The 22,774-nt window shown below is 70.5% G+C and carries 19 protein-coding genes; 7 read left to right on the forward strand and 12 right to left on the reverse strand.

The genetic code is table 11. The annotated features are described in order from the left end of the window. The first annotated feature begins 2 nt into the window (after positions 1 to 2). Positions 3 to 212 (forward strand): MbtH family protein, encoded by a 210-nt coding sequence (locus tag OG226_RS40715; protein ID WP_328684713.1) that lies wholly within the window; start codon positions 3 to 5, stop codon positions 210 to 212. 62 nt (positions 213 to 274) lie between these two features. On the opposite strand, the gene OG226_RS40720 is transcribed toward OG226_RS40715, so the two are convergent. The 3 genes from OG226_RS40720 to OG226_RS40730 form a co-directional block, all read right to left on the reverse strand. Continuing rightward, on the reverse strand, positions 275 to 1,351 hold the full coding sequence (locus OG226_RS40720; RefSeq protein WP_328684714.1) for an iron-siderophore ABC transporter substrate-binding protein: 1,077 nt from the start codon (positions 1,349 to 1,351) through the stop codon (positions 275 to 277). A gap of 64 nt (positions 1,352 to 1,415) precedes the next feature. Beyond that, the gene (locus OG226_RS40725) at positions 1,416 to 3,416 is read right to left on the reverse strand and encodes an ABC transporter ATP-binding protein (protein WP_443066949.1); all 2,001 of its coding nucleotides are present in this window, start codon (positions 3,414 to 3,416) and stop codon (positions 1,416 to 1,418) included. 287 nt (positions 3,417 to 3,703) lie between these two features. After that, positions 3,704 to 5,413 carry an ABC transporter ATP-binding protein gene (locus tag OG226_RS40730; RefSeq protein WP_328684715.1) on the reverse strand — a complete coding sequence of 570 codons (1,710 nt, stop codon included), beginning with the start codon at positions 5,411 to 5,413 and terminating at the stop codon, positions 3,704 to 3,706. A 307-nt stretch (positions 5,414 to 5,720) separates the two neighbouring features. Here OG226_RS40730 and OG226_RS40735 point away from each other — a divergent pair, with 307 nt between their 5' ends. After that, on the forward strand, positions 5,721 to 6,365 hold the full coding sequence (locus OG226_RS40735) for a DedA family protein (protein WP_328684716.1): 645 nt from the start codon (positions 5,721 to 5,723) through the stop codon (positions 6,363 to 6,365). 64 nt (positions 6,366 to 6,429) lie between these two features. On the opposite strand, the gene OG226_RS40740 is transcribed toward OG226_RS40735, so the two are convergent. Then, complete coding sequence (locus tag OG226_RS40740) at positions 6,430 to 6,957, reverse strand: gamma carbonic anhydrase family protein (protein WP_328684717.1); 528 nt, start codon at positions 6,955 to 6,957, stop codon at positions 6,430 to 6,432. 74 nt (positions 6,958 to 7,031) lie between these two features. On the opposite strand from OG226_RS40740, the gene OG226_RS40745 reads away from it, so the two are divergent. Beyond that, positions 7,032 to 7,862 (forward strand): acyltransferase, encoded by an 831-nt coding sequence (locus OG226_RS40745; RefSeq protein WP_328684718.1) that lies wholly within the window; start codon positions 7,032 to 7,034, stop codon positions 7,860 to 7,862. A gap of 336 nt (positions 7,863 to 8,198) precedes the next feature. Here OG226_RS40745 and OG226_RS40750 read toward each other — a convergent pair whose 3' ends face one another. Next, the gene (locus OG226_RS40750; protein ID WP_328684719.1) at positions 8,199 to 9,056 is read right to left on the reverse strand and encodes a DMT family transporter; all 858 of its coding nucleotides are present in this window, start codon (positions 9,054 to 9,056) and stop codon (positions 8,199 to 8,201) included. A 106-nt stretch (positions 9,057 to 9,162) separates the two neighbouring features. On the opposite strand from OG226_RS40750, the gene OG226_RS40755 reads away from it, so the two are divergent. Next, positions 9,163 to 9,747 (forward strand): helix-turn-helix domain-containing protein, encoded by a 585-nt coding sequence (locus OG226_RS40755; protein WP_328684720.1) that lies wholly within the window; start codon positions 9,163 to 9,165, stop codon positions 9,745 to 9,747. Positions 9,748 to 9,813: 66 nt separating this feature from the next. Next, on the forward strand, positions 9,814 to 10,371 hold the full coding sequence (locus OG226_RS40760) for a YbaK/EbsC family protein (protein ID WP_328684721.1): 558 nt from the start codon (positions 9,814 to 9,816) through the stop codon (positions 10,369 to 10,371). Positions 10,372 to 10,395: 24 nt separating this feature from the next. Here the strand turns inward: OG226_RS40760 and OG226_RS40765 are convergent, their stop codons facing one another. Beyond that, complete coding sequence (locus tag OG226_RS40765; protein WP_328684722.1) at positions 10,396 to 11,472, reverse strand: cation diffusion facilitator family transporter; 1,077 nt, start codon at positions 11,470 to 11,472, stop codon at positions 10,396 to 10,398. Positions 11,473 to 11,531: 59 nt separating this feature from the next. Between OG226_RS40765 and OG226_RS40770 the strand changes: the two genes are divergently transcribed. Beyond that, a complete protein-coding gene (locus tag OG226_RS40770; protein WP_328684723.1) occupies positions 11,532 to 11,891 on the forward strand; it encodes an ArsR/SmtB family transcription factor in 360 nt (119 codons plus the stop codon). A 25-nt stretch (positions 11,892 to 11,916) separates the two neighbouring features. Here OG226_RS40770 and OG226_RS40775 read toward each other — a convergent pair whose 3' ends face one another. The 5 genes from OG226_RS40775 to OG226_RS40795 all read right to left on the reverse strand — a co-directional run bounded on the left by OG226_RS40775 (position 11,917) and on the right by OG226_RS40795 (position 18,557). Beyond that, the gene (locus tag OG226_RS40775) at positions 11,917 to 13,140 is read right to left on the reverse strand and encodes a 4-hydroxybenzoate 3-monooxygenase (RefSeq protein ID WP_329351765.1); all 1,224 of its coding nucleotides are present in this window, start codon (positions 13,138 to 13,140) and stop codon (positions 11,917 to 11,919) included. A gap of 87 nt (positions 13,141 to 13,227) precedes the next feature. Further along, entirely contained in the window at positions 13,228 to 14,865 is a 1,638-nt protein-coding gene (locus OG226_RS40780) for an APC family permease (protein WP_329351766.1), read from the reverse strand. A 147-nt stretch (positions 14,866 to 15,012) separates the two neighbouring features. Continuing rightward, positions 15,013 to 15,432 carry a CoA-binding protein gene (locus OG226_RS40785; RefSeq protein WP_329351768.1) on the reverse strand — a complete coding sequence of 140 codons (420 nt, stop codon included), beginning with the start codon at positions 15,430 to 15,432 and terminating at the stop codon, positions 15,013 to 15,015. A gap of 82 nt (positions 15,433 to 15,514) precedes the next feature. Then, positions 15,515 to 17,389, reverse strand: a complete 1,875-nt coding sequence (locus OG226_RS40790) for an alpha-1,3-galactosidase-related protein (RefSeq protein ID WP_329351771.1) — start codon at positions 17,387 to 17,389, stop codon at positions 15,515 to 15,517. A gap of 172 nt (positions 17,390 to 17,561) precedes the next feature. Further along, positions 17,562 to 18,557, reverse strand: coding sequence for a LacI family DNA-binding transcriptional regulator (locus OG226_RS40795; RefSeq protein ID WP_328684728.1), 996 nt, complete (start codon positions 18,555 to 18,557; stop codon positions 17,562 to 17,564). Between the two features lie 191 nt (positions 18,558 to 18,748). On the opposite strand from OG226_RS40795, the gene OG226_RS40800 reads away from it, so the two are divergent. Further along, on the forward strand, positions 18,749 to 20,707 hold the full coding sequence (locus OG226_RS40800; RefSeq protein WP_329351772.1) for a hypothetical protein: 1,959 nt from the start codon (positions 18,749 to 18,751) through the stop codon (positions 20,705 to 20,707). Between the two features lie 13 nt (positions 20,708 to 20,720). Here the strand turns inward: OG226_RS40800 and OG226_RS40805 are convergent, their stop codons facing one another. Next, entirely contained in the window at positions 20,721 to 22,769 is a 2,049-nt protein-coding gene (locus tag OG226_RS40805; protein WP_329353658.1) for an AfsR/SARP family transcriptional regulator, read from the reverse strand. Positions 22,770 to 22,774 lie beyond the last annotated feature (5 nt).

Below are 22,774 nucleotides of genomic sequence, written 5' to 3' on the forward strand. Positions count from 1 at the left end.
ACATGAGCAACCCGTTCGAGAACCCCGAAGGCGTCTACTCCGTTCTCGTCAACGACGAGGGCCAGCACAGCCTTTGGCCCGACTTCGTGGACGTACCGGCGGGCTGGACGGTCGCGTTCGGACCGGCCGCGCGGCAGGAGTGCCTCGACCACATCGAGGCCAACTGGACGGACATGAGGCCGAAGAGCCTGGTCGAGGTCGACGGGGCCTGAGCGCACGAAGGGGGGCGGGTCCGAACTACCTCGGACCCGCCCCCCTTTCACGTTTCCATGGGTCAGGACGCCGGCTGCTCCACCTTCGTCGACGTCTTGCCGTCCACCGCCGCCGCGAGCTGCGGCACCATGCGGTCCAGGACGTAGGGGATGCTCAACACCGTGGACAGGGACACCGCGTTGCCGTAGTCGCTGGTCTCCTTGATGAAGACCTCGCGGCCCTGCTTCACCACGTTCAGGTCGCCGTAGATCTTGTCGCTGTGCAGCTTCGTGACGGCCGTGGTGGTGTCCGGCACGATCCACACGGCGACCTTCTGGTCGAGGAGGTCGTAGCGCTCCTTGCTGATGTTGGCGCCGAACGTGTCACCGATGACCTTGTCGAGGCCCTTCGGGAGCGAGAAGCCGAGGTCGGAGAGGAGGCGGGAGCGCGGGTCCTGGCTGCCGTAGACGAAGACGCCCTCGTACGGGGTGGCCATGACGGCCGTCGCGCCGGCGAAGGCGGGGTTGGCCTTCTTGGCGGCGGTGAACTTGGCCTCGACGCCCGACACCAGGGTCTTGGCCTCGTCGGCCTTGCCGAGCGCCTTGCCGATCTCCTCGGTCTGCTGCTGCCACGGCACGCCGTAGTCGTTGTACTGCTTGGGCTGGGCGACGACCGGCGCGAACTGCGACAGGCTCTGGTACTGCGCCTTCGTCAGACCCGAGTACACGGCGAGGATCAGATCCGGCTTCAGGGCGGCGATCTTCTCCACCTGCGGGCCGGTGCCGGTGTCCTTGAGGACGGTCGGCGCCGCCGCACTGCCCAACTTGTCCTGCGCCCAAGGGCCGATGGCGCCCTTGTAGCCGCCGAGCCACTCGGTCGTGCCGACCGGCACCTTGCCCAGGGCGAGAACCGCGTCCTGGTCGGTGAGACCGACGGTGACGATCCGCTTGGGCTCGGACTTGATCGTCGTACTGCCGAACTTGTGGGCGATCGTGACGGGGAAGGCGTCCGCGGAGGCCTTCGCCTCCGACCCCGACGTGTTCGAACTGGACGACGTGGAGTCGGAGTTGGAGGAACCGCAGCCGACCGCCGTGACGGCCAGCAGGAGTACGGAGGCGAGCAGGCCGGACAGCCGGGAAGCTCTGGTGGCGCGGGGCATCGGATGATCCTTCTGTTCGTCGCGGTGGATTCGGCGGGGGGTGACAGGTCTTGAGCGCGGGGGGCTAGTGGGCGTCGGGGGCTGCCTCGGCGGAGCGGCTGCCGGACCAGGCGTGCCAGAGGGCGGCGTACTGGCCCTGGGCGGTGAGGAGTTCGTCGTGCGTGCCGTTCTCCACGACCCGGCCGCCGCTCAGGACGATCACCCGGTCCGCGGAGGCGGCCTGGCTGAGCCGGTGCGCCACGACCAGTGCGGTACGGCCGCGCAGCGCCTGCTCGGCGGCCTCGTCGAGTTGCCGCGCACCCGAACTGCCCGCCTCCGCCGTCGCTTCGTCAAGGACGACAACGGGTGGGTCCGCCAACAGGAGCCGGGCGAGGGCGAGTTGCTGCGCACGGTCGGCGGTCAGCCGGTGACCACCGTCACCTACGACGGTGTCCAGGCCCTCCGGCAACGCCTCGACCCAGCCGAGCGCTCCCACCGTGTCGAGCGCCTCACGGAGTTCCTCGGTGTGCGCGTCCGGGCGGGCCAGCCGCAGATCCTCGGCGAGCGGCCCGGCGAAGACGTGCACCTCCTGCGTGACGAGGCCGACCAGGTGACCGGCCTCGTCCGGTTCGGCGCCGCCGACGTCGATCCGGCCCGACTGCGGGCGGTGCAGCCCCGCGACCAGCTTGGCCAGGGTCGTCTTGCCCGCACCGGTCGTACCGACCAGCGCGACCCGCTCCTTGGGCCGTATCTCCAGGTCGACGTCGTGCAGCACCGGGCGGCCCGGCACATACGCGTGGGAGACGCCGGTCAGCGTCACGGACGGGGGCCCGGCGGCGGTCGTACGGTCGTCCGCGCGGTCGGCGACCTTGGTCTCGGGCTCGTCCACGACCCCAACGAGGCGTGCCAGCCCGGCCGTTGCGGATTGGGCGTCGTCCAGCAGCACCAGCGCGGTGTTGACCGGCCCGAAGAGACTGGCGAAGTACAGCGCTGCCGCGGTGGCCGTACCGACCGACGCGGTACCGTCGCGCACCAGCAGGAACCCGGTGACCAGGACCGCGGACAGCCCCAGATACTCGGCGATGTGCAGCCGACTGTAGAAGCGCAGCATCAACTGCACGCCGCTCATGGTCAGTTCGACCGCCGAGCGCGAGCGTTCGGTGACCCGCCGGGTGTGGCCCTTCTGCAGCCGGTACGCCCGGACGGTCCGCGCCCCGCCGATGGTGTCCAGCAACTGCTGCTGCTGTGTCCCGGTGGCGATGCGCTCCTTGGCGTACAGGGGAACGGCGTTGCGCACATACCAGCGGGCGGTGTGCGCCTGCACCGGCACGGCGATCAGCGCCGCGATCAGGAACCGCCAGTCCAGCAGGGCGAGCGCGCCCAGCGTCAGCACGATCGACAGCGCGGACCGCGCCAGTTCGGGCAGCGCCCCGCGCACGGCGTCGGCGACCCGCGAAACGTCGCGCGTGACACGGGCGTTGAGGTCACCGGAGCCTGCCTTCTCCACCCGGTCCAGGGGGAGTGACAGGGCGCGCTCGACGAACAGTTCGCGGAGCCGTGCGAGCGCGGTCTCGCCGAGCCGGGACACGAGGGACATGCCGAGCGCGGTGGTCACGCCCTGGACCACAGCGACTCCGGCCAGCGCCACCACCGGGAAGGTGAGCGCGTCGGGGGAGCGGTGCTCGGTGACGATGTCGACGATGTGACCCAGCAGGGGCTGGGTGAGCAGTCCGACGGCAGTGGCGAGCACCAGCAGCCCGAACCCGGCGGCGGCCAATCCCCGCTGCGGGCGCAGGAGTTCGCGCACCGCGGCGCGGGTGCGGGCGGGGGTGGCGGTGGGGAGGAGGGTGCGGTCGGAATCGGGGTCGGGGGCGGACTGGTCGGCGTTCGATGGGGCGGTGGTCGTCCGCTCCGCACGCGGCTGTCCGGCGTCGACGGGCTCGCTTACCGTCCGCTCGGCACGCGGACGCCCGGCGTCGGCCGACTCAGCGTCGACCGGCTCGGCTTGCGTCAGCCCGGCACCAACCTGCCCGGGACTCGCCTGCCCGGCACCCACCTGCCCGGCACCCACCTGCCCGGCACCCACCTGCCCGGTGTCCGCCTGCCCGGGACTCGCCTGCCCGGTGTCCGCCTGCCCGGCACCAACCTGCCCGGGACTCGCTTGCCCGGCACCCACCTGCCCGGTGTCCGCCTGCCCGGGACTCGCCTGCCCGGTGTCCGCCTGCCCGGCACCAACCTGCCCGGGACTCGCTTGCCCGGGACTCGCCTGCCCAGTGTCCACCTGCCCGGCACCCACCCGCCCGGTGTCCACCCGCTTCGCGTCCGTCCCTCGCGCGTCCACCCGTCCCGCTCCCGTCCCCTCGGCTCCCGTCGTCATGCCAGCACCGCCGTCCGGTAGGTCGCGTCGGTTCGTACGAGGTCCGCGTGGGTGCCCTCGGCGCCGACGCGGCCGGCGTCGAGGAGGATCACGTGGTCGGTGACGGCGAGCAGGGCGGGGCTGTTGGTCACCACGATCGTGGTGCGGCCCTGCCGGAACTCGCGCAGGCCGTCGGCGATACGGGCCTCGGTCACCGTGTCGACGGCGGTGGTCGGATCGTGCACGACCAGGACGGGCGGTCCGGCACGCAACGCCCTTGCCAGCAACACACGTTGGCGCTGGCCGCCCGACAGGGAGCGTCCGCCCTCACCGACGCCGGTCGCGGTTCCGTGCGGCAGGGAGTCGGCGACTTCGTCGGCACGGGCGGCGGCCATGGCACGCGCGGTGAGGAGATCGGCCTCTCCGCCCTGAGACTCGTCCTCCGGTGTCACGTTGGCCGCCAACGAGCCCTCGAACAGCGCCGCGTCATGCGCGGCGACCAGCACAGCGGCCCGAAGCCCCGCCGGATCAAGCCGAGTCAGGGGCACGCCGTCCAGCTCGACAGAGCCCGACTCCGGGTCGGTCTCACGCCCGAGGCACCGCAACAGGGCCTCCGCGCCGGCCGGGTCCGTCACCGCGATGCCGGTCAACTGCCCGGCGGGCAGGTCGAGATCGACACCGTCGAGCCCACCGAGCCGTACGCCACGCAACCGAAGTTCCCCGCGAACGGGCTCGGCGACCGGGTCGTCACCGGCCACGACGGCGGGCCCGGTGGCCAGTACCTCGGCGACGCGCGCGGCCGAGGCACGGCCCTGTGCCAGCTCGGCGTTGACCCAGGCGAACGTCTCCAACGGCCCGAGCAGGAACAGCGCGAGCCCCACCGCCGACACCAACTGCCCCAGAGTCATCGACCCGTTGAGCGCCAGCCGACCGCCCACGAGGGCGATCAGCGCGATGAACCCACCGGTGAGCGCGAGCACCAGCCCGGTCTGCCAGGACTCGGCACGCGCCGAACGCAGCGTGGCGGCAAGGGAGATACGACTCGTCCGGCGATACCGCTCGACGGCGGCATCCTGCGCACCGAGCCCCTTCAGCACCCGCAGCCCGGCCACCAGATCGGCGGCCACTCCCGACGCGTGAGCGGCCTTGTCCTGCTCGGCCTCGCTGCGCCGCTCCAGCGGCTTGCTCAGCAGATGCCCCAGCCACAACAGCACGGGTGTGCCCAACAGCACGATCAACCCGAGTGTCACGGAGGTCAGCAGCAGCGCCACGGCGCTCACGGCGACACCCGAGACGGCCCAAATCCCCGCCATCAGCGCCATGTTGACCGCGCCGACCCGCTTGGCGTCCTCGGTGGCGACGTTGGCCAGTTCCCCGGGGAGCCGTCCTTCCTCGGCGCCGCCACGGGCGTCGAGCACCCGCCCCACGATCGCCAACCGCAGTGTGTGCGCGGCCTCTTCGGCGCTGCGCTCACCGGCCTTGGCGCCCAGCCGGAAACTCCACGACAGCGTCACGTACATGACGGCCAGTACGCCGAGCCAGAGCGCCAGACGTCCGGCGTTCTGCCCGGCGACGGCCTGGTCGATGACGACACCGATGAGCACCGGCACCAGGGCTTCCCCCAGTTGGTGCACGCTTCCGAGTGCCGAGCCGAGCGCGACACGCCGTGTCTGTCCCTTGACCGAGCGCGTCAGGACGTCTCGCCCCGACAGTTCCCCTGCTCCCACCAGCCACCCTCCGGAAACCGGCCAACTTAGGCAAGGCTACTCTAAGTGCATCTTGGGTGGTCGACGCCCTGTCGGTCCTCCTGGCACGTAACGGAGCGATTCCGATGCGGTCGTCGGAGCCGGTGCCAGGCCGCTGTCAGGCCGCCGTCAGGCAGTTGTCCAGGTCGCTGTCCGGGCCGCTGTCCGACCGGTCGCACGAGGGGCGTTGCCGTCCGATGCCGAGCGGTAGGCTTCCGGAGTGCGCCCGTTTTTCCGCGGGGCGCATGCCGGCAAGACAGGCAGTCCGCGCGTTACAGGAGGACCGGCGTTGCACGTCCAGGAATGGCTCGACTCGGTTCCGGCGGTGGCCGTCTACGCCGTGGTGGCACTCGTCATCGGGGTGGAGAGCCTGGGCATCCCGCTGCCGGGCGAGATCGTCCTGGTCTCGGCGGCACTGCTCTCCTCCCAGCATTCGGGCATCAACCCGATCGTCCTGGGCGCCTGCGCGAGCCTGGGCGCGGTGATCGGCGACTCCATCGGCTACGCGATCGGCCGCAAGGGCGGACGTCCCCTGCTGGCCTGGCTCGCGAACAAGTTTCCCCGGCACTTCAGCGAAGGCCATGTGGCCACCGCCGAGCGCTCGTTCGAGAAGTGGGGCATGTGGGCCGTCTTCTTCGGCCGTTTCATCGCCCTCCTCCGCATCTTCGCCGGCCCCCTCGCGGGCGTACTCCGCATGCCCTACTGGAAGTTCCTGATCGCCAACGTCCTCGGCGGAGTCATCTGGGCCGGCGGCACCACGGCGGTCGTCTACTACGTGGGAATCGTCGCCGAGGACTGGCTCAAGCGCTTCTCGTACTTCGGCCTGGCGGCAGCGGTACTGGTCGGCCTGGCTTCAATGCTGATCGTCCGCCGCAAGGCGCAGAAGATGACAGCCAAGAAAAACGAGCCCGAACCGGTAAGCGCCGCCGAGTAAAGAGCCCCAAGGGGGCGCGGGGAACTGCGCGACAAGCCACGACGGTCCCGCACCCGCCAACGGTCTACTCGTACACCCCGCGATGCGCCTTGGCCAACTCCGCGTACATGGTCCCGTTGAGGGTCAACCCCTCCCGCTCCTCACCGCTCAACTCGCGCCGCACCTTCGCAGGCACCCCGGCGACCAGTGACCCCGGCGGCACGACCATCCCCTGCGGCACCAACGCCTGAGCCGCAACAAGCGAACCCGCCCCGATCACCGCCCCGTTGAGCACCGTAGCGCCCATCCCGATCAGGCAGTCGTCCTCGACGGTCGCCCCGTGCACGACGGCGTTGTGCCCGACGGAAACCCGCTCCCCGACGCTCACGGGAAACCCGGGATCGGCATGCAGCGTGCAGTTGTCCTGGATATTGCTGTGCGCCCCCACCGAGATCCGCTCAACGTCACCCCGCAACACCGCGCCGTACCAAACGCTCGCTCCGGCCCCCAGCGAAACGTCCCCGATCACAGACGCCGTAGGAGCCACAAAGGCCTCCCCGTCGACCTTCGGCTCGCGCCCACCAATACCCACGATCAACGCCCTGTGCGTCATAAGACCCTCCCAACCGTCGAAGACACCCGCACGGTACGACATCGGTAGGGCGAAGATCACAGCGGCCGGACCTCATGGCCGCGGCTCACGCTGAGTACCGTGGCCGGGTGCCCAACCGCAAGAACACGTTCTCAAAATGGCGGAGCCACCTCGCGCAGCGCGCCGTCCACGCGGGCTGGGCCTGGGTGCAGCGCACGGGCTCGGTGACGGCCGAGAACCCCGGCCGCTTCCGGTTCGGCTCCATCGGCGAACACACCCGGCTCGCCTTCCCTCTGGGCACGGTCTTCGGCGAATCCTGGATCCACCTCGGCTCCCACTGCATCGTCGGCGAACAGGTCACACTCACGGCCGGCCTGATGCCCGACCTCGACCTCGGCCCCGACCCGATCCTGCGCCTCGGCGACGGCGTCGTCCTCGGCCGCGGCAGCCACGTCATCGCCGACACGACGGTCACCATCGGCAGCGACTGCTACTTCGGGCCGTACGTCTACGTCACGTCCACGAACCATTCCTACGACGATCCGCACGAGCCCATCGGCAAGCAGTGGCCGCGTATGGAACCCGTCGAGATCGGCCCCGGTTGCTGGATCGGCACCGGCGCGGTGATCCTGCCGGGCGCGCGGATCGGCCGGAACGTGGTGGTCGCGGCCGGTGCGGTGGTCCGCGGCACGGTGCCCGACCACGCCGTGGTGGCGGGGGCGCCCGCCCGGGTCGTACGCCGTTGGACGCCGACGGAGGGCTGGCAGCCACCGCTCCGCACCCCCGCACCGGTACCGATTCCCGCGGACGTGACCCCGGATCAACTCCGGGCACTCGCGGGCCTGGACGAGGCGAGCGCGGCACGGCTGGCCGAACTGGACGAGAACGTGATCGCCCACCTCGCGGAGCTGGACGCGGAGGCCTGATCCGGCACATGCGCGGAGCCGGCTCTGCGCGTGTGTCGAACCGACCCGGCACGTCTGCCGACATGCCGCGGCACTTGTACCGCAGCTCGATCCGGCACGTACGCCGACGCCTGACCCGGCACGCATGTCGAGGCGCCCCCGGCACCGGACGCCACCCGACCCGAAACTTGACGCCCCACACACAACCCCGTCCTCCCGTCCCCTCACCCCGTCGTCTGATGCGGCACGCATGTCGAGGCCCCTGGGCCCCGACGTTCCTCCCTGCTCCGCTCCCCGCGCCAGTCGCCCCCCGACGTCCCTCGCGGCACCCGCCGCCTCGCACGCACCCCCACCCCCTCACCCCGTCGCCAGCAACAACGTCCCCACCAACGCCAACCCCGCCCCCGCCGCCTGAATCACCCGCAACCGCTCGCTCAGAAACCCGCGCGCGGCCAGCGCCGTCACCACCGGATACAGCGACGCGAGTACCGCCGCCACCGTCACCGGCCCATGCTGCGCGGCGATCGAATACGTTCCGTTGGCCGCCACGTCGGCCAGCCCGACGAAGGCCAGTGCCGGCAGTGAGCCCCAGGGGAACCCGCCCTCCGGAAGCGCGACCCCGCCCCGCCGTACGGAGACGTAGAGCGCGGTGCCACCCGTGGCTACGCTCGTGACGCGCTGCACGAAGAGCGCGAGGAAGAGCCCGGTCACGGTCGTGGACGCCTCCGCGATCAGTGCGAACACCGTGCCGAAGCCGAGCGCGGCGACCAGCGTCAGCAGGATCGTCTGGCGTTGTACGGGCGCGCCCCGCAACTGCGGGCCGCCCGCGAGGACGACCCCGGTGACGGCGACCGCGATCCCCGCCACCTGCATCAGGCCGGGCCGTTCGCCGAGAAAGAGCCCCACCCCGACCGGCACCGCCACGCTCAGCGTCGCGAGCGGCGAGACGACGCCCATCGGGCCCAGCGCCAGCGCCTTGTAGAAACTGAACAGCGCGACCGGTCCCACCACCCCCGCCGCGAACGCGAACCACAACCGCGGCCCGGCCTCGCTCCAGCCCCCGGTGCCCACCACGACCGCGCCGAGCACTGCCGCCGCGATCGCCTGCGAGACCACGACCACCGTCAGCGCCGGAGTCCGCCGCGTCAGCAGGCCTCCGCCGAAGTCGGCCATCCCCCACAGGAGGCTGGTGGCCAGGGCGAAGAATGCTGTCACGGGGTGCCTCGCAGTACAGTTCGGTGAACGATCGGGTGCAGCACACCGTAGTTCGATCCATTGCACTCTGTCATCCACAATATTGAACTCAAGGTATGGGCGGAACGTGTCGGACCTCGACCTGCTGAACCAGTCCCTGGCTCGCAACGTCAAGCACTGGCGCTCGGTGCGCGGCTTCACCCTGGACGTGCTCGCCGCCCGGGCCGCCGTCAGCCGGGGCATGCTCATCCAGATCGAGCAGGCCCGCACGAACCCCAGCATCGGCACGGTCGTCAAGATCGGCGACGCCCTCGGCGTCAGCATCACCACCCTGCTCGACTACGAACAGGGCCCGAAGGTCCGCATCGTCCCGGCCGATCGCGCCGTACGCCTCTGGCACACCGACGCCGGCAGTTACAACCGTCTCCTCGCCGGCACTGAGGCCCCCGGTCCGCTGGAGATGTGGGACTGGCGGCTGATGCCGGGTGAGGCCAGCCCCTCCGAGCCCCACCCCACCGGCACGGTCGAACTCGTCCATGTCACCACCGGCGAGCTGACCCTCACCGTGGACGGCGAGGACCACCGCGTCCCGGCCGGCGCGAGCGCCACCTTCGAGGCCAACACCCCGCACACGTACGGCAATCGGGGCGACGTACCGATGGAGATGGTGATGGCGGTGTCGGTCCCGCCCGTGCACCGGGAGACCTCGTGAGCAGCCGCCGTACGACCGTTCGGGACACCCCGTGAGCCGCCGTCGCCCGCCTGTTAGCGTGCCGTCATGCGCGCACCCATCGGACACTTCGACCACGCCACCCCGGCCCCCGACCGCCTCGACGAACTGATCCGCCCGGTCGCCGACGCCGTGCGCACCTGGCAGGGCAGCGTCCCCGCCGACCAGTTCGTCTACGTCGACACCGACCCCGAATGGGCCGACACCGCCACCTTCGTCGAGCACTATGGCCAGGAGTTGCTGGAGCGGTCCGCGAACTGCGTGGTCGTTGCCGGGAAGCGCGGCGGCGAGACCACGCTGGCCGCGTGCGTCGTCCTGTCCATCACCCGCGTCGACGTGAACGGCGTCGTGCGCCGCCAACTCGGCGCCCGCAAGGCCTCGTTCGCGTCGATGGACACCGCGACCGGCGAGAGCGGCATGGAGTACGGCGGCATCACCCCCGTCGGACTCCCCGCCGACTGGCCGGTGTTGGTGGACTCTGCCGTCGTCGACCTGCCGTACGTCCTGGTCGGCAGCGGACGCCGCCGCGGCAAACTCCTTGTCCCGGGCAAGGCGTTCGCGGAGCTCCCGGGCGCTGTGGTGCTGGAGGGCCTGGGAGTCGCCTGACCCCCAAGCCGTGGAAAACCGGCCTCACGCCATGGCGTGGTGGTGCGCCAACTCCCCATGCGGGTCCGCTTCGCCGGGCACCGGTGCCGGGTCGGCGTGCACGAGGGCGGCCGTGAGCCGCGGCACCGCGTGCAGCAGCGCGTGCTCCGCCGCCACGGCGACGGCGTGGGCCTGCCGTACCGTCGCCTCCCCGTCCACGACGACCGCCACCTCGGCGCGCAGCCGGTGTCCGATCCAGCGCAGCCTCAACTCGCCCACTCCGCGCACCCCTTCGATCTCCCGCACGGCATGCTCGGCCCGGTCCACCAGTTCCGGATCGACGGCGTCCATCACGCGCCGGAACACCTCGCGCGCCGCGTCCCGCAGGACCAGCGCGATGGCGGCCGTGATCGCCAACCCCACGATCGGGTCGGCGAGTTGCCAGCCCAGCGCGGAACCGCCGGCCCCGACCAGCACGGCCAATGAGGTGAACCCGTCCGTACGGGCGTGGAGTCCGTCGGCGACCAGCGCGGCCGACCCGATCTCCCGGCCCACCCGCATCCGGTACCGGGCCACCCACTCGTTGCCGACGAACCCGACGAGCGCCGCGACGGTGACCACCGGGACGTGTGACATGGGACGCGGATCGAGCAGCCGGTCCACCGCCGCCCAGGCCGCGAAGGCGGCGGACGCGGCGATCGTCAGCACGATCGCGATCCCGGCGAGATCCTCGGCGCGCCCGTAGCCGTACGTGAAGCGGCGGGTGGCGGCCCGGCGGCCGAGCACGAACGCGATGCCGAGCGGTACGGCGGTCAGCGCGTCCGCCGCGTTGTGCACGGTGTCGCCGAGCAGCGCGACCGAGCCGGACACGACCACCACGACCGCCTGCACCAGCGCCGTCACCCCGAGCACCGCGAGCGAGACCCAGAGCGCGCGCATCCCGCGGGCCGAGGACTCCAGGGCGGAGTCGAGTTTGTCGGCGGTCTCGTGCGAGTGCGGGGTGAGGAGGTGGCCGAGGCGGTGACGGATGCCGGTGGGGGAGTGGTCATGGGGATGCGGGTGGTCGTGGCCGTGGTCGTCGTGCGGGTGTGCGTGCCCGTGTTCGTGGTGCTGGTCGCTCACGTGGGTCCCCTTCCGGTGCGCGGGTGGACGTACGACGCCCACAGGGCCATTATGTGCGTATGAGCGCACGCATGCACCTATCAACTGCGCATGATGCGCATCCGCGCACCCCGGGCGAGGAACAGTTCGCGCTGGCCGCCGAACTCTTGGCCCTCCTCGGCGACCGCACCCGCCTGACCCTCCTGCACGCGCTGACGGCGGGCGAGTCCGACGTCACCACCCTCACGGAGGCCTGTGACGCGGCCCGCCCGGCGGTCAGCCAGCACCTGGCACGGTTGCGCCTCGCGGGACTGGTGACCACGCGCAAGGAGGGCCGCCGAGTGATCTACGCGTTGAGCGACGGTCATCTGCGGCGGCTGGTCGACGAGGCGTTGAACGTGGCGGACCACCGCCTCAACGACCGCCCGCCGCACGACTGACAGCCGTACAACTGGCCGCCGTAGCTCAGGAGTTGGGGTCCTTGCCCAGGTAGCTCTCCGCGAACGCGAGGGCCGCGGCGGGGGATTCGAAGACGCGGCGGAGTCGGGCGAGGGTGGTGCCCGCGTGGTACGGGTCGCCGGACGAGGTGCCGTGGTAGACCTCGGAGAGCCACCGGGAGAACTCCTGGTACTCCCAGACGCGGCTCAGGCAGGCCTCCGAATAGCCGCCCAGGGCCGCCGAGTCGCCCTTCGCGAGGTACGCGACGAGCGCGTCGCCGAGCAGGAACGCGTCGTGCAGGGCGAGGTTCATGCCCTTCGCGGCGATGGGCGCGGTGAGGTGGGCCGCGTCGCCGGCGAGGTAGAGACGGCCGAACACCATGGGTTCGACAACGTAGTTGTGCATGTCGAGCACGCGCTTCTCGATGAGCCGGCCCTCGGCCAGCGGCGCGGCGCCGGTCGCGGCGAGGCGGTGCTGGAGCTCGGACCAGACGCGTTCGTGGGGCCAGTTGTCGGGGTCGTCGCCGGGCGGGCACGCCAGGTAGTAGCGGGTGACGTCGGGGCTGCGCGCCATGTGTCCGGCGAACCCGCGCGGATGGACGCCGAACACCACACAGTCCGACGACGGCGGCGCCTCCGCGAGCAGCGCGAGCCAGCCGATGCCGTAGTCGTGCCGCGCGATCCGCGCCCGCTCCGGCGGCAACGCGGCCCGGGTCACCCCGCGCGCACCGTCGCAGCCCGCCACGAAGTCACCGTGCACGAGCTGCCGTTGACCGGTCTCGGGGTCGGTGTACGACACCGCCGGGCGGTCGGAGTCGAGATCGTGCAACTGGACGTCCTGGACGCCGAAACGGATCTCACCGCCCCGCACGTCCGCGTACTCCCGCACCAGGTCCGTCACCAGCAACGGCTGCGGATAGACGAAGTGGTGATGCCCCGTCAACTCCGTGTAGGCCAAACGATGTCGCTGCCCACCGAACCGGAACTCGCACTCGGTGTGCAGCTGCGCCCGCGCCAACAGGACCTCGGCTAGCCCCCGTTGCTGGAGTCCCCGGACGGCCCACTCCTCGATGACCCCGGCCCGAGGCCGCCGCTCGATGAACTCCCGGGTCTCGGTCTCCAGGACCAGGCAGTCGATCCCGGCGGCGCGCAGGATGTTGCCGATGGTGAGTCCGGCGGGTCCGGCGCCGATGACGACGACCGGAAAGTGGTGTGGGGAAGCGGAGTTGGGGTGGGGGGAGGTGAAGGTCACCGGACCATTATGACGGTGTGCAGACAGCCGAAAACCGGCCACCTGGAGGGGGCCGGTTCGGATTCCGCGGTGAGGGTTCGGATCAGTTCAGTGGGCGGGCGCGTCCGTGATCACTACCTCGTCGATGCTGCGCTCGATGTCCTCGGGCCGCGACGCGGTGGCCTTGGCCCAGTAGTAGATGACGAGGGAGAAGACCGCGACCACCGCGATGTCCCACCACAGTGCGATGTGACCCTGACCGCCGAAGCTGCCCTGCCAGGAGATGACTCCGAGGCCCAGCAGATAGACCGGCAGCCACTGCGCGGCCTTCCAGTCCAGTCGGGGCGCGTCGGGCCGCTCGCTCGCCGTGGCGTACCAGGCGTAGGCGCCGAGCAGTATGTAGCCGAGGACGATGGCGACGCCCAGCCGCCAGAGGGTGTCCCAGCCGGCCCAGTAGATGATGAGGTTGGCCACCACGAACGACAGCGGCGAGAGCACCTTGCCGAAGGGGAGCCGGTAGGGGCGCTCCAACTGCGGCAGCCGGTCGGCGAACACGCCGTACGCCAGCGGGGCGCCGGCGTACATCAGGACGCTCGCCGAGGTGATGAACCCGACCAGCTCCTGCCAGCTCGGGAACGGCAGGAAGCAGACCACGCCGGTCACGAAGGAGATGATCAGGCCGAACCACGGCACGCCGCGCTTGTCGGTGTCGGCGAAGACCCTGGGCGCGTAGCCGTTCTTGGACAGGCCGTAGGAGACGCGCGAGGTGGCGGTGGTGTAGATCAGGCCGGTGCCACCGGGGGAGATGATGGCGTCGAGGTACAGCACGACGCTCAGCCAGCCGAGGCCCACCACGGTCGCGAGGCCCGCCCAGGGACCGCTGATCCCGGCGTACGCCAGGTGCGCCCAGCCATGTGCGAAGGAACTGCCCGGGAGCGCGCCGATGAACACGACCTGGAGCAGGACGTAGATGGTCGCGCCGATGGCCACGGAGCCGAGGGTCGCGCGCGGCAGGTCCCGCTTGGGGTCGCGGCTCTCGCCGGCGAGCTGGATGGCCTGCTCGAAGCCCAGCAGGGCGAAGATGATGCCGCTGGAACTGATCGCGCTCAGCACGCCCTTGGCACCGAACGGCGCGAAACCGTGCGAGGTGAAGTTGCCCGGGTGGAAGTTGCCGACCGCGATGATGAAGATCGTGGCGAGCGGCACGGCGATCTTCCACCAGGTCGCGGCGCTGTTGGTGTGCGCCAGGACCCGGACGCCCAGGAAGTTGACGACGACGAACACGGCCATGAGGAGGACGGCGACGAGGATCCCGCTGCCCGTCAGCGTCCCGTCGGTGTGCTGGAAGCCGGTCGCCCAGGACCAGTGACCGGCGTAGCCGATCATGGCCTCGACCTCGACCGGCGCCACGGTCGCCGCCTGCAGCCAGGAGAACCAGCCGAAGGACATACCGGCCAGGCCGCCGAAGGCGTAGTGCGGGTAGCGTGCCGTACCGCCCGCGACCGGGAACATACCGCCGAGTTCCGCGTGCACCAGGGCCAGCAGCACGATCGCGACCGTGCCGATCAGCCAGGAGATGATCGCTGCCGGACCGGCCACCACCACGGCCTTCTCGGCGCCGTACAACCACCCGGAGCCGATGATCGAGCCGACCGATGCCCACATCAGCCCGATCAGGCCGACGTCCCGCCGCAAGCCGCTCGGGTCCCTGGTGGCCTCCGGGACGAGTTTGTCAACACTCACCATGTCAAGGGGCCTCTCGAAGTCAGCACGCGTGCTTAACGGGGAAGAGGCCTCAGGCTAGGAATGAATGAATATTTACAGAAGTCCGTTGCCTGAAATTTGACTCGTCTTCGAGGGCTTCTTTTACATGTTCACAGCGTTCTTACGTCGTCAGCCGGAGCTGCGGCCGAGGGTCGGGATCTCGATCGCCGGGCAGCGGTCCATCACCATGTCGAGACCGGCGGCCCGGCTCCGCTCGTACGCGCTCTCGTCGATCACCCCGAGTTGGAACCAGACGGCCTTCGCGCCGATGCCGGCCGCCTCGTCGGCGACCGCGCCCGCGAGGTCGCTGTTGACGAACACGTCCACGACGTCGACCTCGAAGGGGATGTCGGCGAGGGACGCGTAGCCCTGCTCGCCGTGCACCGTCTCCGCCTTGGGATGGACGGGTACGACACGCTTGCCGAAGCGCTGCAGGACCTCCGCGACGCCGTAGGCCGCGCGTGACCGGTTCGACGACAGGCCCACGACGGCCCAGGTGTCGCCGGACTCGGTGAGGATCCTGCGGATCGTTGCTGGGTCGCCGTACATGCTCGGCCTCCTTGGAATCGTGCCCGCCCGCTGCTGCCTGCGACAACAGCGGGCGGAGCACCGTGATTCCTCAGTCCATTCCTCAGTCCGCGACCACGGACGTGTTGAGGCCCTTGTCGTAGTGGTTGTGCGCGATCTTGATGCCGGAGCTGCCGTGGAAGACGAACAGCGGTGAGGTGTACGGCGGTTGGTCCGCCGGGGCCAGGCGGCGGACGGCGTTGCCGGTGAAGGTGAAGCCGCCGACGCTCTTGGCGTCCACGACCGTCACGTCGCTGATGTCGAAGGAGTTGTGCTCGACCTTGATGTCGTGGTGCACCGGGTGCGCCGGGTCGACGACCTGGTTGGTCGGCTCCACGAAGATGACCGGGCCGGTGGGGCGGGTGAAGGAGTTGTCGCGGATCGTGAGGTCGGCGACCGGGCCCGACTCGTACCACTGGTAGGCGTCGGCGGAGACGTAGATGCTCGCCATGGACATCGCGTCGAAGCTGTTGCCGGCGATCAGGACCGGCTTGCGGGTGGTGACCAGGATGCCGCGCGTCGGCACGTTGCGGAACGTGTTGCCGGTGATGACGACGGACGGGGTGGCCGTGATGTTCTCGACGACCGTGCCGCCGATCTCGACCCCGGCGGGGACCGGCCGGTCGAAGGTGACGTTCATGGTGGTGAGGGACTTGGTGTGGTCCATGCCGCTGGGGCCGTCGACCGCGGTGACCTTCGCGTGCGGGTCCGCCACCGGGGTCATCGTGCGCTGCGTCGTGAACTCGACCTCGTCGCCGGGCGCGAACTGCGGGAAGCCCGCGGTCTGCGGGTGCTCGTAGGCGAGGGTGAGGGTGTTCGGGCCGGGCTGTCCGACGACCTCCAGGTAGGTGCCGTGGATGTTGATCGGGTCGTCGTGCGGGCCGTCGAAGAGGCTCCGGGTGATGGAGACCTTGCCCTTGACGCCCGACATCTGCACGAAGTCGGCGAACGAGGCCGTGGACCGGCCGGACTTCGGATCGGGGGCGAAGTTCACCCTGTCGATGGAGATGTTCTCGCTGAACTGGCCCACCACGCCGAAGGACTGGAGGTAGTAGGCGTTCATCGAGCGCATCGTGACGTTCTTGGACTGCCAGATGAAGGCGCCCGGTTCGGTCCGCTCGATCAGGCGCATCTGGTAGACGAGCCCGGCGTCCGTCGGCTGCGTCGCGCCGGTGTAGTCGATCCGGATCCGGCGGTCGCCGAGGTCGGTGACCTTGGAGACGTCGTTGAACAGCGGGTTGTCCCCGCGCCAGGTCCGTTGTGCCTTGGGGTCGTGGATCTGGGTGTACTGGAGCCCGTCCGTGCCCGACCAGTACGGCTGTCCGGTGGCCGGGCTCTTTTCGCCGAGCCAGGTGATGTGCGTGCCGTTCACCTCGTACGGGCTGCCGGCCGGGATCTTCAGGACGCGGTAGGCGTGGGCATCGGTGCCGCCGGTCACCCCGGCGGTGGCGACGGTCGCGTCGATGACCTCGGGCGCCGCGTAGTCGAACGAGAAGTTCTGGAAGGTCACGTTCGTCGAGCGGATCGACGCGAACGCCGTCTGCAGACCGTGGTAGACGAGCTTCGCGCCGCCGCCGTCGACGGTGACGTCGTGCATGTCCTCGATGAGGAGCCCGATCTTCTTGTCGCGGTAACGCTGGTCCGCGCCAACGGTGTTGGAGACATACAGCTCACGCGTCTCGGCCCGCTCGGGGTAGAGCTGGTAGGTCCCCTTCGAGAACTCGATCCTGACCGCCCGCCCGTGATCGACGCTCTTGGCGTGCCGCAGCGCCGCGACGACGGCGGGCGTGGAGTCCGTCCGGCCGGTGGGGTCGGCCCCGAACGCGTCCACGTCGACCACCGCCACCGGCGTCGTTCCCCGCGCCGCGGCGACAGGACCGCCGCCGCCCACGAGCAGCGCGAGCGCCACCCCGACAAACACGAACCGAGACCGAGACATAGCTCCTCCGGAGCATTCATGATGCACGACCATGAGCCGCGAAACACCCGATGAATATGCGGAGTTGTGGCCGATTCCCCGGTCGGAACTCCGACTGGAGTGTCCTTAGATCCGACCTCTAGGTCAATGGTCCGGACAAGTCAGGGGGACTCGGGTCACGCCCTCCGCCGCCTCACGCCTTCGGTGCCCCCGTGCTCGCGCGGATCACCAGCTCCGGGTCGAAGAGGAGTTCGCCGACGGGGACGTCACGGTTGCCGACCAGGGCGAGGACGCTGCGGCCCGCCTCCGAGGCCAGCCGGTCGGCCGGTTGACGGACCGTGGTGAGCGGCGGGTCGACGAAGTCCATGATCATGGAACCGTCGTAGCCGACCACCGACACATCACCCGGCACGTCGTACCCCTGCCGGCGCGCGCCGCGGATCGCGCCCAGCGCCATGTAGTCGCTGGCCGCGACGATCGCCGTGGCACCCCGGCCGAGCAGCGAGATCGCGGCGGACTGGCCACCCTCGACGGTGTACGACTGCCGGACCACCCACTGCTCCGCGTCCTCGACACCGCGCCTGGCGAGCGAGGCGACGAAGCCGCTGACGCGCCGGTCGGCCGGGCGGTTGCCGAGCGGGCCCGACGCCATGCCGATACGGCGATGGCCCAGCCGGTGCAGATGGTCGACGGCGAGTTCGGCGGCGAGCAGGTCGTCGGTGGAGAAGACCGGTGCCTCGCTCACGCCCTCGAACCGGCCGTTGATCCCGACGAACGGGATCCTGCGGGACCGCAGCAGTTCGTATGCCGAAGGGTCCGCGCCCTCAAGGGTGTTGCTGGCCGACAGGAACACGACGGCGGCCACGCCCCGGTCGGCGAGCGAGGTCACGAAGTCCAACTCCTGCACCCCGCCCGGGAAGCACGGGCACAGGACCGTCTTCAACCCGTGCGGGGCGAGCACCGACTCGATGCGTTCGGCGACATCGGCGAAGAACGGGTTGGAGACCAACTCGGTCACCACCGCGACCAGTTGACCCCGGGTCTGCCGCTCGTACCCCAGGTCCGCCATCGCCTGCTCGACCGCCTCGCGGGTCTTGCGGGACACGCCCTGACGCCGGTTGATGACCCGGCTGACCGTGGCCTCGCTCACCTGCGCCCGGTCCGCGACCTCGGTGATACCGACCTTCATCCGCTTCCCTCCACCCCGACTTGCAATAGATGGACGAAAACTTTCAGTCCAACCCTCCACTTAACATAGCAGCGATACTGCATGTCTTCCATGTTTCTCGCGCATGACCATTGAATCGCCACTTCGGCCCCTGCTAGCTTTCCGGCCACCACGCGGCCCCACCCCGCAGTGACCGACGACCGGGAGACCCGATGAAGCCCTCAAGGCTCATGCTGCTCACCGCTGTTGCCCTGCTCGCCCCGATGGCTCCCGCTCTGTCGGCCACCGCGTCCGCCGCACCCCGCACCCAACTCGCCATCCCGGACCCCGGGTTCGAGAACGGCGGCACGGGCTGGACCTTCACCTCGGGGGCCGGTGTCGGCACCGGCAACAGGCACGGCGGCGAACGCTTCCTCTACCTCGACGGCGGAGCCGGCAAGAGCGCCCAGCTGACCATCGTCGCGCCCAGGAACGGGAGTTACGACTTCTCAGCGTGGATCGGCAGCGCCGGCACCGGCGGCACGTACACGATCCGGCGCAACGGCGAGACCGTCCAGACGATCACCCTGCCCCAGCACCCCGGCTACGCCCGATACACCATCAGCGACGTCCGATTGAGGACCGGCGACAAGCTGCGGATCGAATTCGGCTCCGGCAGCTCCTGGGTCAACGCCGACGACCTGATGATCTCGCCCGCCGCGCCCGCCGACCCCAAGGTCACCTCGTCCGATCCCCAGGTCGTCGCGATGTTCGACTGGGCCCGGAAGAAGGCCAACAGCTGGGTCCAACTCCCCGGCACCGTGGGCCCGGTCAACGTCGACGAGTACCAGACCGGCGGCACCGGCACCGCGACGTACGAGCCCACCTACTGGGCCGGATACGCCAACCGCAGCGCCTACTACTCCCGCGACATGACCCACCAACTCGCCGGCGCCCACCTCATCGGCCTCGACGCCGAGAACGAGACGATGCTCCGCTCGTACGCGGCATCGGCCACCGCCGAGCACAAGTACTTCCCGGTGTGGTCCCTCAACTTCGACGCCAAGACCTACCTCAGCATCGACTACAAGAGCCCGGACAACTTCGTCCGCGAGGTCCCGGCCACGTTCGAACTCGTCGAGAAGGCGGCCCAGGCCTACCTGTGGACCGGCGACCGCAGATACGTCGACGACCCGGTGCTGTGGGCCTTCTACCGGCACGCCACCGAGCAGTTCATCGACCTGCACAACTCCGCCAAGGACAACGGCAAGGTGAAGGTCGCCGAGGGCACGGGCCAGGGCATCTTCCAGGGCGCCGCCAGCTACAACGAACAGGACGGCGACGGTCTCGCCGAGGCCGGGGACGGCATCGCCTCCGAGTACCAGGCCTACCTGGCGATGGCGATCCTCGCCCACGGCAAGGGCGACACCGCGCTGGCCAGGACGTACGACAAGCGTGCCGCCGACCTGAAGACGTACTTCAACGACGACTGGAGCGGCACCGGCAGCGGCGCCGACATGGTCCGCGCGTACACCACCTCCGGCACCCCGGTCACCGGCTGGGGCAAGGAGAACAGCGTCTTCATGCCGATGAAGCAGATCATCGACCCCGGCCCGCGCAACGACGCCTACCTCGACTACATCCAGGCACAGGAACTGGGCCCGGACGGCTCGCCCAACATCGAGTCGACGACCTACCTGCCCGACATGTTCTTCAAGAACAACCGCCCCGACACCGCCTGGCAGTGGATGCAGAAGATCTACGGCGAGCGGGAGACCCAGCACGTCAACTCCAGCCAGGGCCCCGACGGCGACTACCCCGAGGTGTCGTTCACCCTGGTCAGTCAGACCATCCAGGGGCTGATGGGCATCACGCCGGATGCCCCGAACCGCAAGGTGACCACCCAGTCGCAGCTGCCGACCGGCATGAAGTGGCTCCAGGCGGCGGACGTCCCCATCGGCTCGGGTACGGTCACCGTCCGCCACGACGGCGCGACGAAGACCACCCTGACGAACAACTCCCGCAAGGACTCCTACAGTTGGGAGGCCCGCTTCCCCGGAGTCCACAAGAAGATCAAGGTCAACGGCGTCCAGCAGCACGCGCGCACCAAGGTGGTCAACGGCGTGACCTACACGTATGCGACGCCGACGGTACGGGCGGGGGCGACGGTGGTGGTGCGGGTGACCGGCTGACGCGAACTCCGGTTCACCGGGGGCGTCGTAGCGCCGCGGAGAGGTTGTCGAGGTGGTGGGCGACCGGCCCCAGGGTGAGCAGGCCGCTGCCCGCCCCGGCCAACTCGGCTGCGGCGGGCGTCAGTTCGGCGTACGCGCGCTCCATCGTCCTCCTGTCGTCGACGGCGATCGCCGCGCGGGCGGCCAGGCACCACAGGGCCTCGAAGAGGAGGTCGCGGGGCGGGTCCGGGAGTGAACTCAGTGCCGCCCGGGCTTCGTCGGGGCGGTCGCGGGCCAGCGACACCAGCGGGTGGGCCCATGGTTCGTACGGTCCCCAGTCGATGTGTTCGTCGGTCTGGGCGGGCCGCCCGTTCCGCAGGCGCAGGCACAGCAGGGCCAGCGGCAGCAGCCCGTGCTCCAGCCCGGGCATACCGGCTCCGTCCAGCCGAAGTGCCGCGTCCTGGTAGGCGGTTGCTGCTTCGGTGGGCCGGGGGTTGCCGGTCGCGGCGAGTCGTAGGACCCGGTACCACTGGGTGAACACGCCCACCAGCGGCAGTTCATGACGGTCGGCCAGCTGTTCCGCGGCTGCCGCGTGCCCGTCGGCTCCCGGGAAGTCCGCGAGGGCGCCGCGGGACTGGATCCGGATGAGATGGCCGAGCACCTCGTAGGTGACCATGCCGTGCCGGGCGGACAGGGTGACCAACTCGGCGCCGATCTCGTCCCGTTGAGGCGCCAGGCCCGCGCGGTAAAAGGTCTGCATGAAGGTGCCGTTGAGGGCGAAGGTGAGCAGCGCGGGGTCGTTCAACCGGCGGGCGATGTCCTCGGCCTGGCGGGCGGCCTGGGGTCCGCGTGCGGAGCGGGTGCCGCGCGACTCCAGCGCGATCGTGGCCAACAGGCGGGCCCGCGCCGCGAGATGGGCATCCGGCGGGAGCGCGGCCAGGGTGCGCTCGGCGGCGGCCACCGTGTCCGCCGCCTGCTGTGGGTCGTCGGCCCGGGTCCAGATCGCCGGGACGTCGTAGGCACCGATCACGCGGGCCGTGAGTTCCGGGTCGCCCAGTTCCTGCGCGGCCGTGATGGCGCCGAGGCGGTGCCGACGGGCCGCTTCCAGGCCGCCGCCTCCGGTCACCGCGAGGGTGCGGAGCAGGCCGACTGTCGATTCCAGGCGGGCGCGGGCGCCGGACGCGACGGTTCGGTCGTAGGCGGCGGTCGCTTCGGCCCATACGCGATCGGCTGGACCGCTCGGATCTGACACGGGGTTGAGGTGCGGGGCGTGGGCGGGTGAGGGCGGACGGGCGATGTGTGGGTCGGGGTCCAGGTGCGCCGCCTGGTCCAGGATGTCCGCCTCCAGGCGGCGCAGCGTCGGGCCCGGGTCCGCTCCGAGTTGTTCTATGAGGAGGGTGCGTGCCCGGCGCAGTACCGCGAGGGCGTCGCCCTGGCGGCCGGTGCGGTAGAGGGCCAGGGCGAGTAGGCGCCAGGCGTCCTCGCGCCAGGGGTGTTCGGCGACGTGGGCGTCCAGGTCGGGGATCGCCTCCGCGGCCCGGCCCAGGGCGAGTTGGGTCGCGGCGCGGCGTTCGACGGCGTGCAGGCGGAGTTCGGTGAGGCGGGAGCGTTCCGCGCGGGCCCAGGTCTCGTCGGCGAAGTCGGCGTAGGCCGGACCCCGCCACCAACTCAGCGCCTCTTCAAGGAGTTTGAGCGCGTGCGGGGCCGGAAGGGTTGCGGCGGCGGTCACCGCTCGCTCGAAGCGCCAGGCGTCCACGGCCTCCGGCTCGGCGCGCAGGGCGTATCCCGGGCCCTCGGTGACCAGCAGCCGGGCCGGAGTTCGCGGCGGGCGCTCCGGTTCCAGGGCCCGGCGCAGTGCGGCGACGAAGGTGCGGAGCGCGCCCACCGCGTCGGCGGGTGGCTCCGCGTGGTCGGCCCGGTCCGCCCACAGGTCATCGACCAGGCGTCCCACCGGTACGACCCGACGCCTGGCGACCAGCAGTCGGGCCAGCACGGCGCGGTGGCGCGGGCCCTTCAGGGCGATCGTGTCCCCGGCGCCGTCCCAGGCCGCGACCGGCCCCAGCACCCCGAACGCGACCTCCATCGCCG

The sequence above is a fragment of the Streptomyces sp. NBC_01261 genome, from assembly GCF_036226385.1.
Taxonomy (GTDB): domain Bacteria; phylum Actinomycetota; class Actinomycetes; order Streptomycetales; family Streptomycetaceae; genus Streptomyces.

Bases quoted from the DNA above. Each gene is read 5' to 3' on its own strand.
- OG226_RS40715 (WP_328684713.1), top strand. From the start codon at position 3: ATGAGCAACCCGTTCGAGAACCCCGAAGGCGTCTACTCCGTTCTCGTC.
- OG226_RS40720 (WP_328684714.1), bottom strand. From the start codon at position 1,351: ATGCCCCGCGCCACCAGAGCTTCCCGGCTGTCCGGCCTGCTCGCCTCC.
- OG226_RS40740 (WP_328684717.1), bottom strand. From the start codon at position 6,957: ATGACGCACAGGGCGTTGATCGTGGGTATTGGTGGGCGCGAGCCGAAG.
- OG226_RS40745 (WP_328684718.1), top strand. From the start codon at position 7,032: ATGGCCGCGGCTCACGCTGAGTACCGTGGCCGGGTGCCCAACCGCAAG.
- OG226_RS40760 (WP_328684721.1), top strand. From the start codon at position 9,814: ATGCGCGCACCCATCGGACACTTCGACCACGCCACCCCGGCCCCCGAC.
- OG226_RS40770 (WP_328684723.1), top strand. From the start codon at position 11,532: ATGAGCGCACGCATGCACCTATCAACTGCGCATGATGCGCATCCGCGC.
- OG226_RS40780 (WP_329351766.1), bottom strand. From the start codon at position 14,865: ATGGTGAGTGTTGACAAACTCGTCCCGGAGGCCACCAGGGACCCGAGC.
- OG226_RS40785 (WP_329351768.1), bottom strand. From the start codon at position 15,432: ATGTACGGCGACCCAGCAACGATCCGCAGGATCCTCACCGAGTCCGGC.
- OG226_RS40790 (WP_329351771.1), bottom strand. From the start codon at position 17,389: ATGTCTCGGTCTCGGTTCGTGTTTGTCGGGGTGGCGCTCGCGCTGCTC.
- OG226_RS40795 (WP_328684728.1), bottom strand. From the start codon at position 18,557: ATGAAGGTCGGTATCACCGAGGTCGCGGACCGGGCGCAGGTGAGCGAG.
- OG226_RS40800 (WP_329351772.1), top strand. From the start codon at position 18,749: ATGAAGCCCTCAAGGCTCATGCTGCTCACCGCTGTTGCCCTGCTCGCC.
- OG226_RS40805 (WP_329353658.1), bottom strand. From the start codon at position 22,769: ATGGAGGTCGCGTTCGGGGTGCTGGGGCCGGTCGCGGCCTGGGACGGC.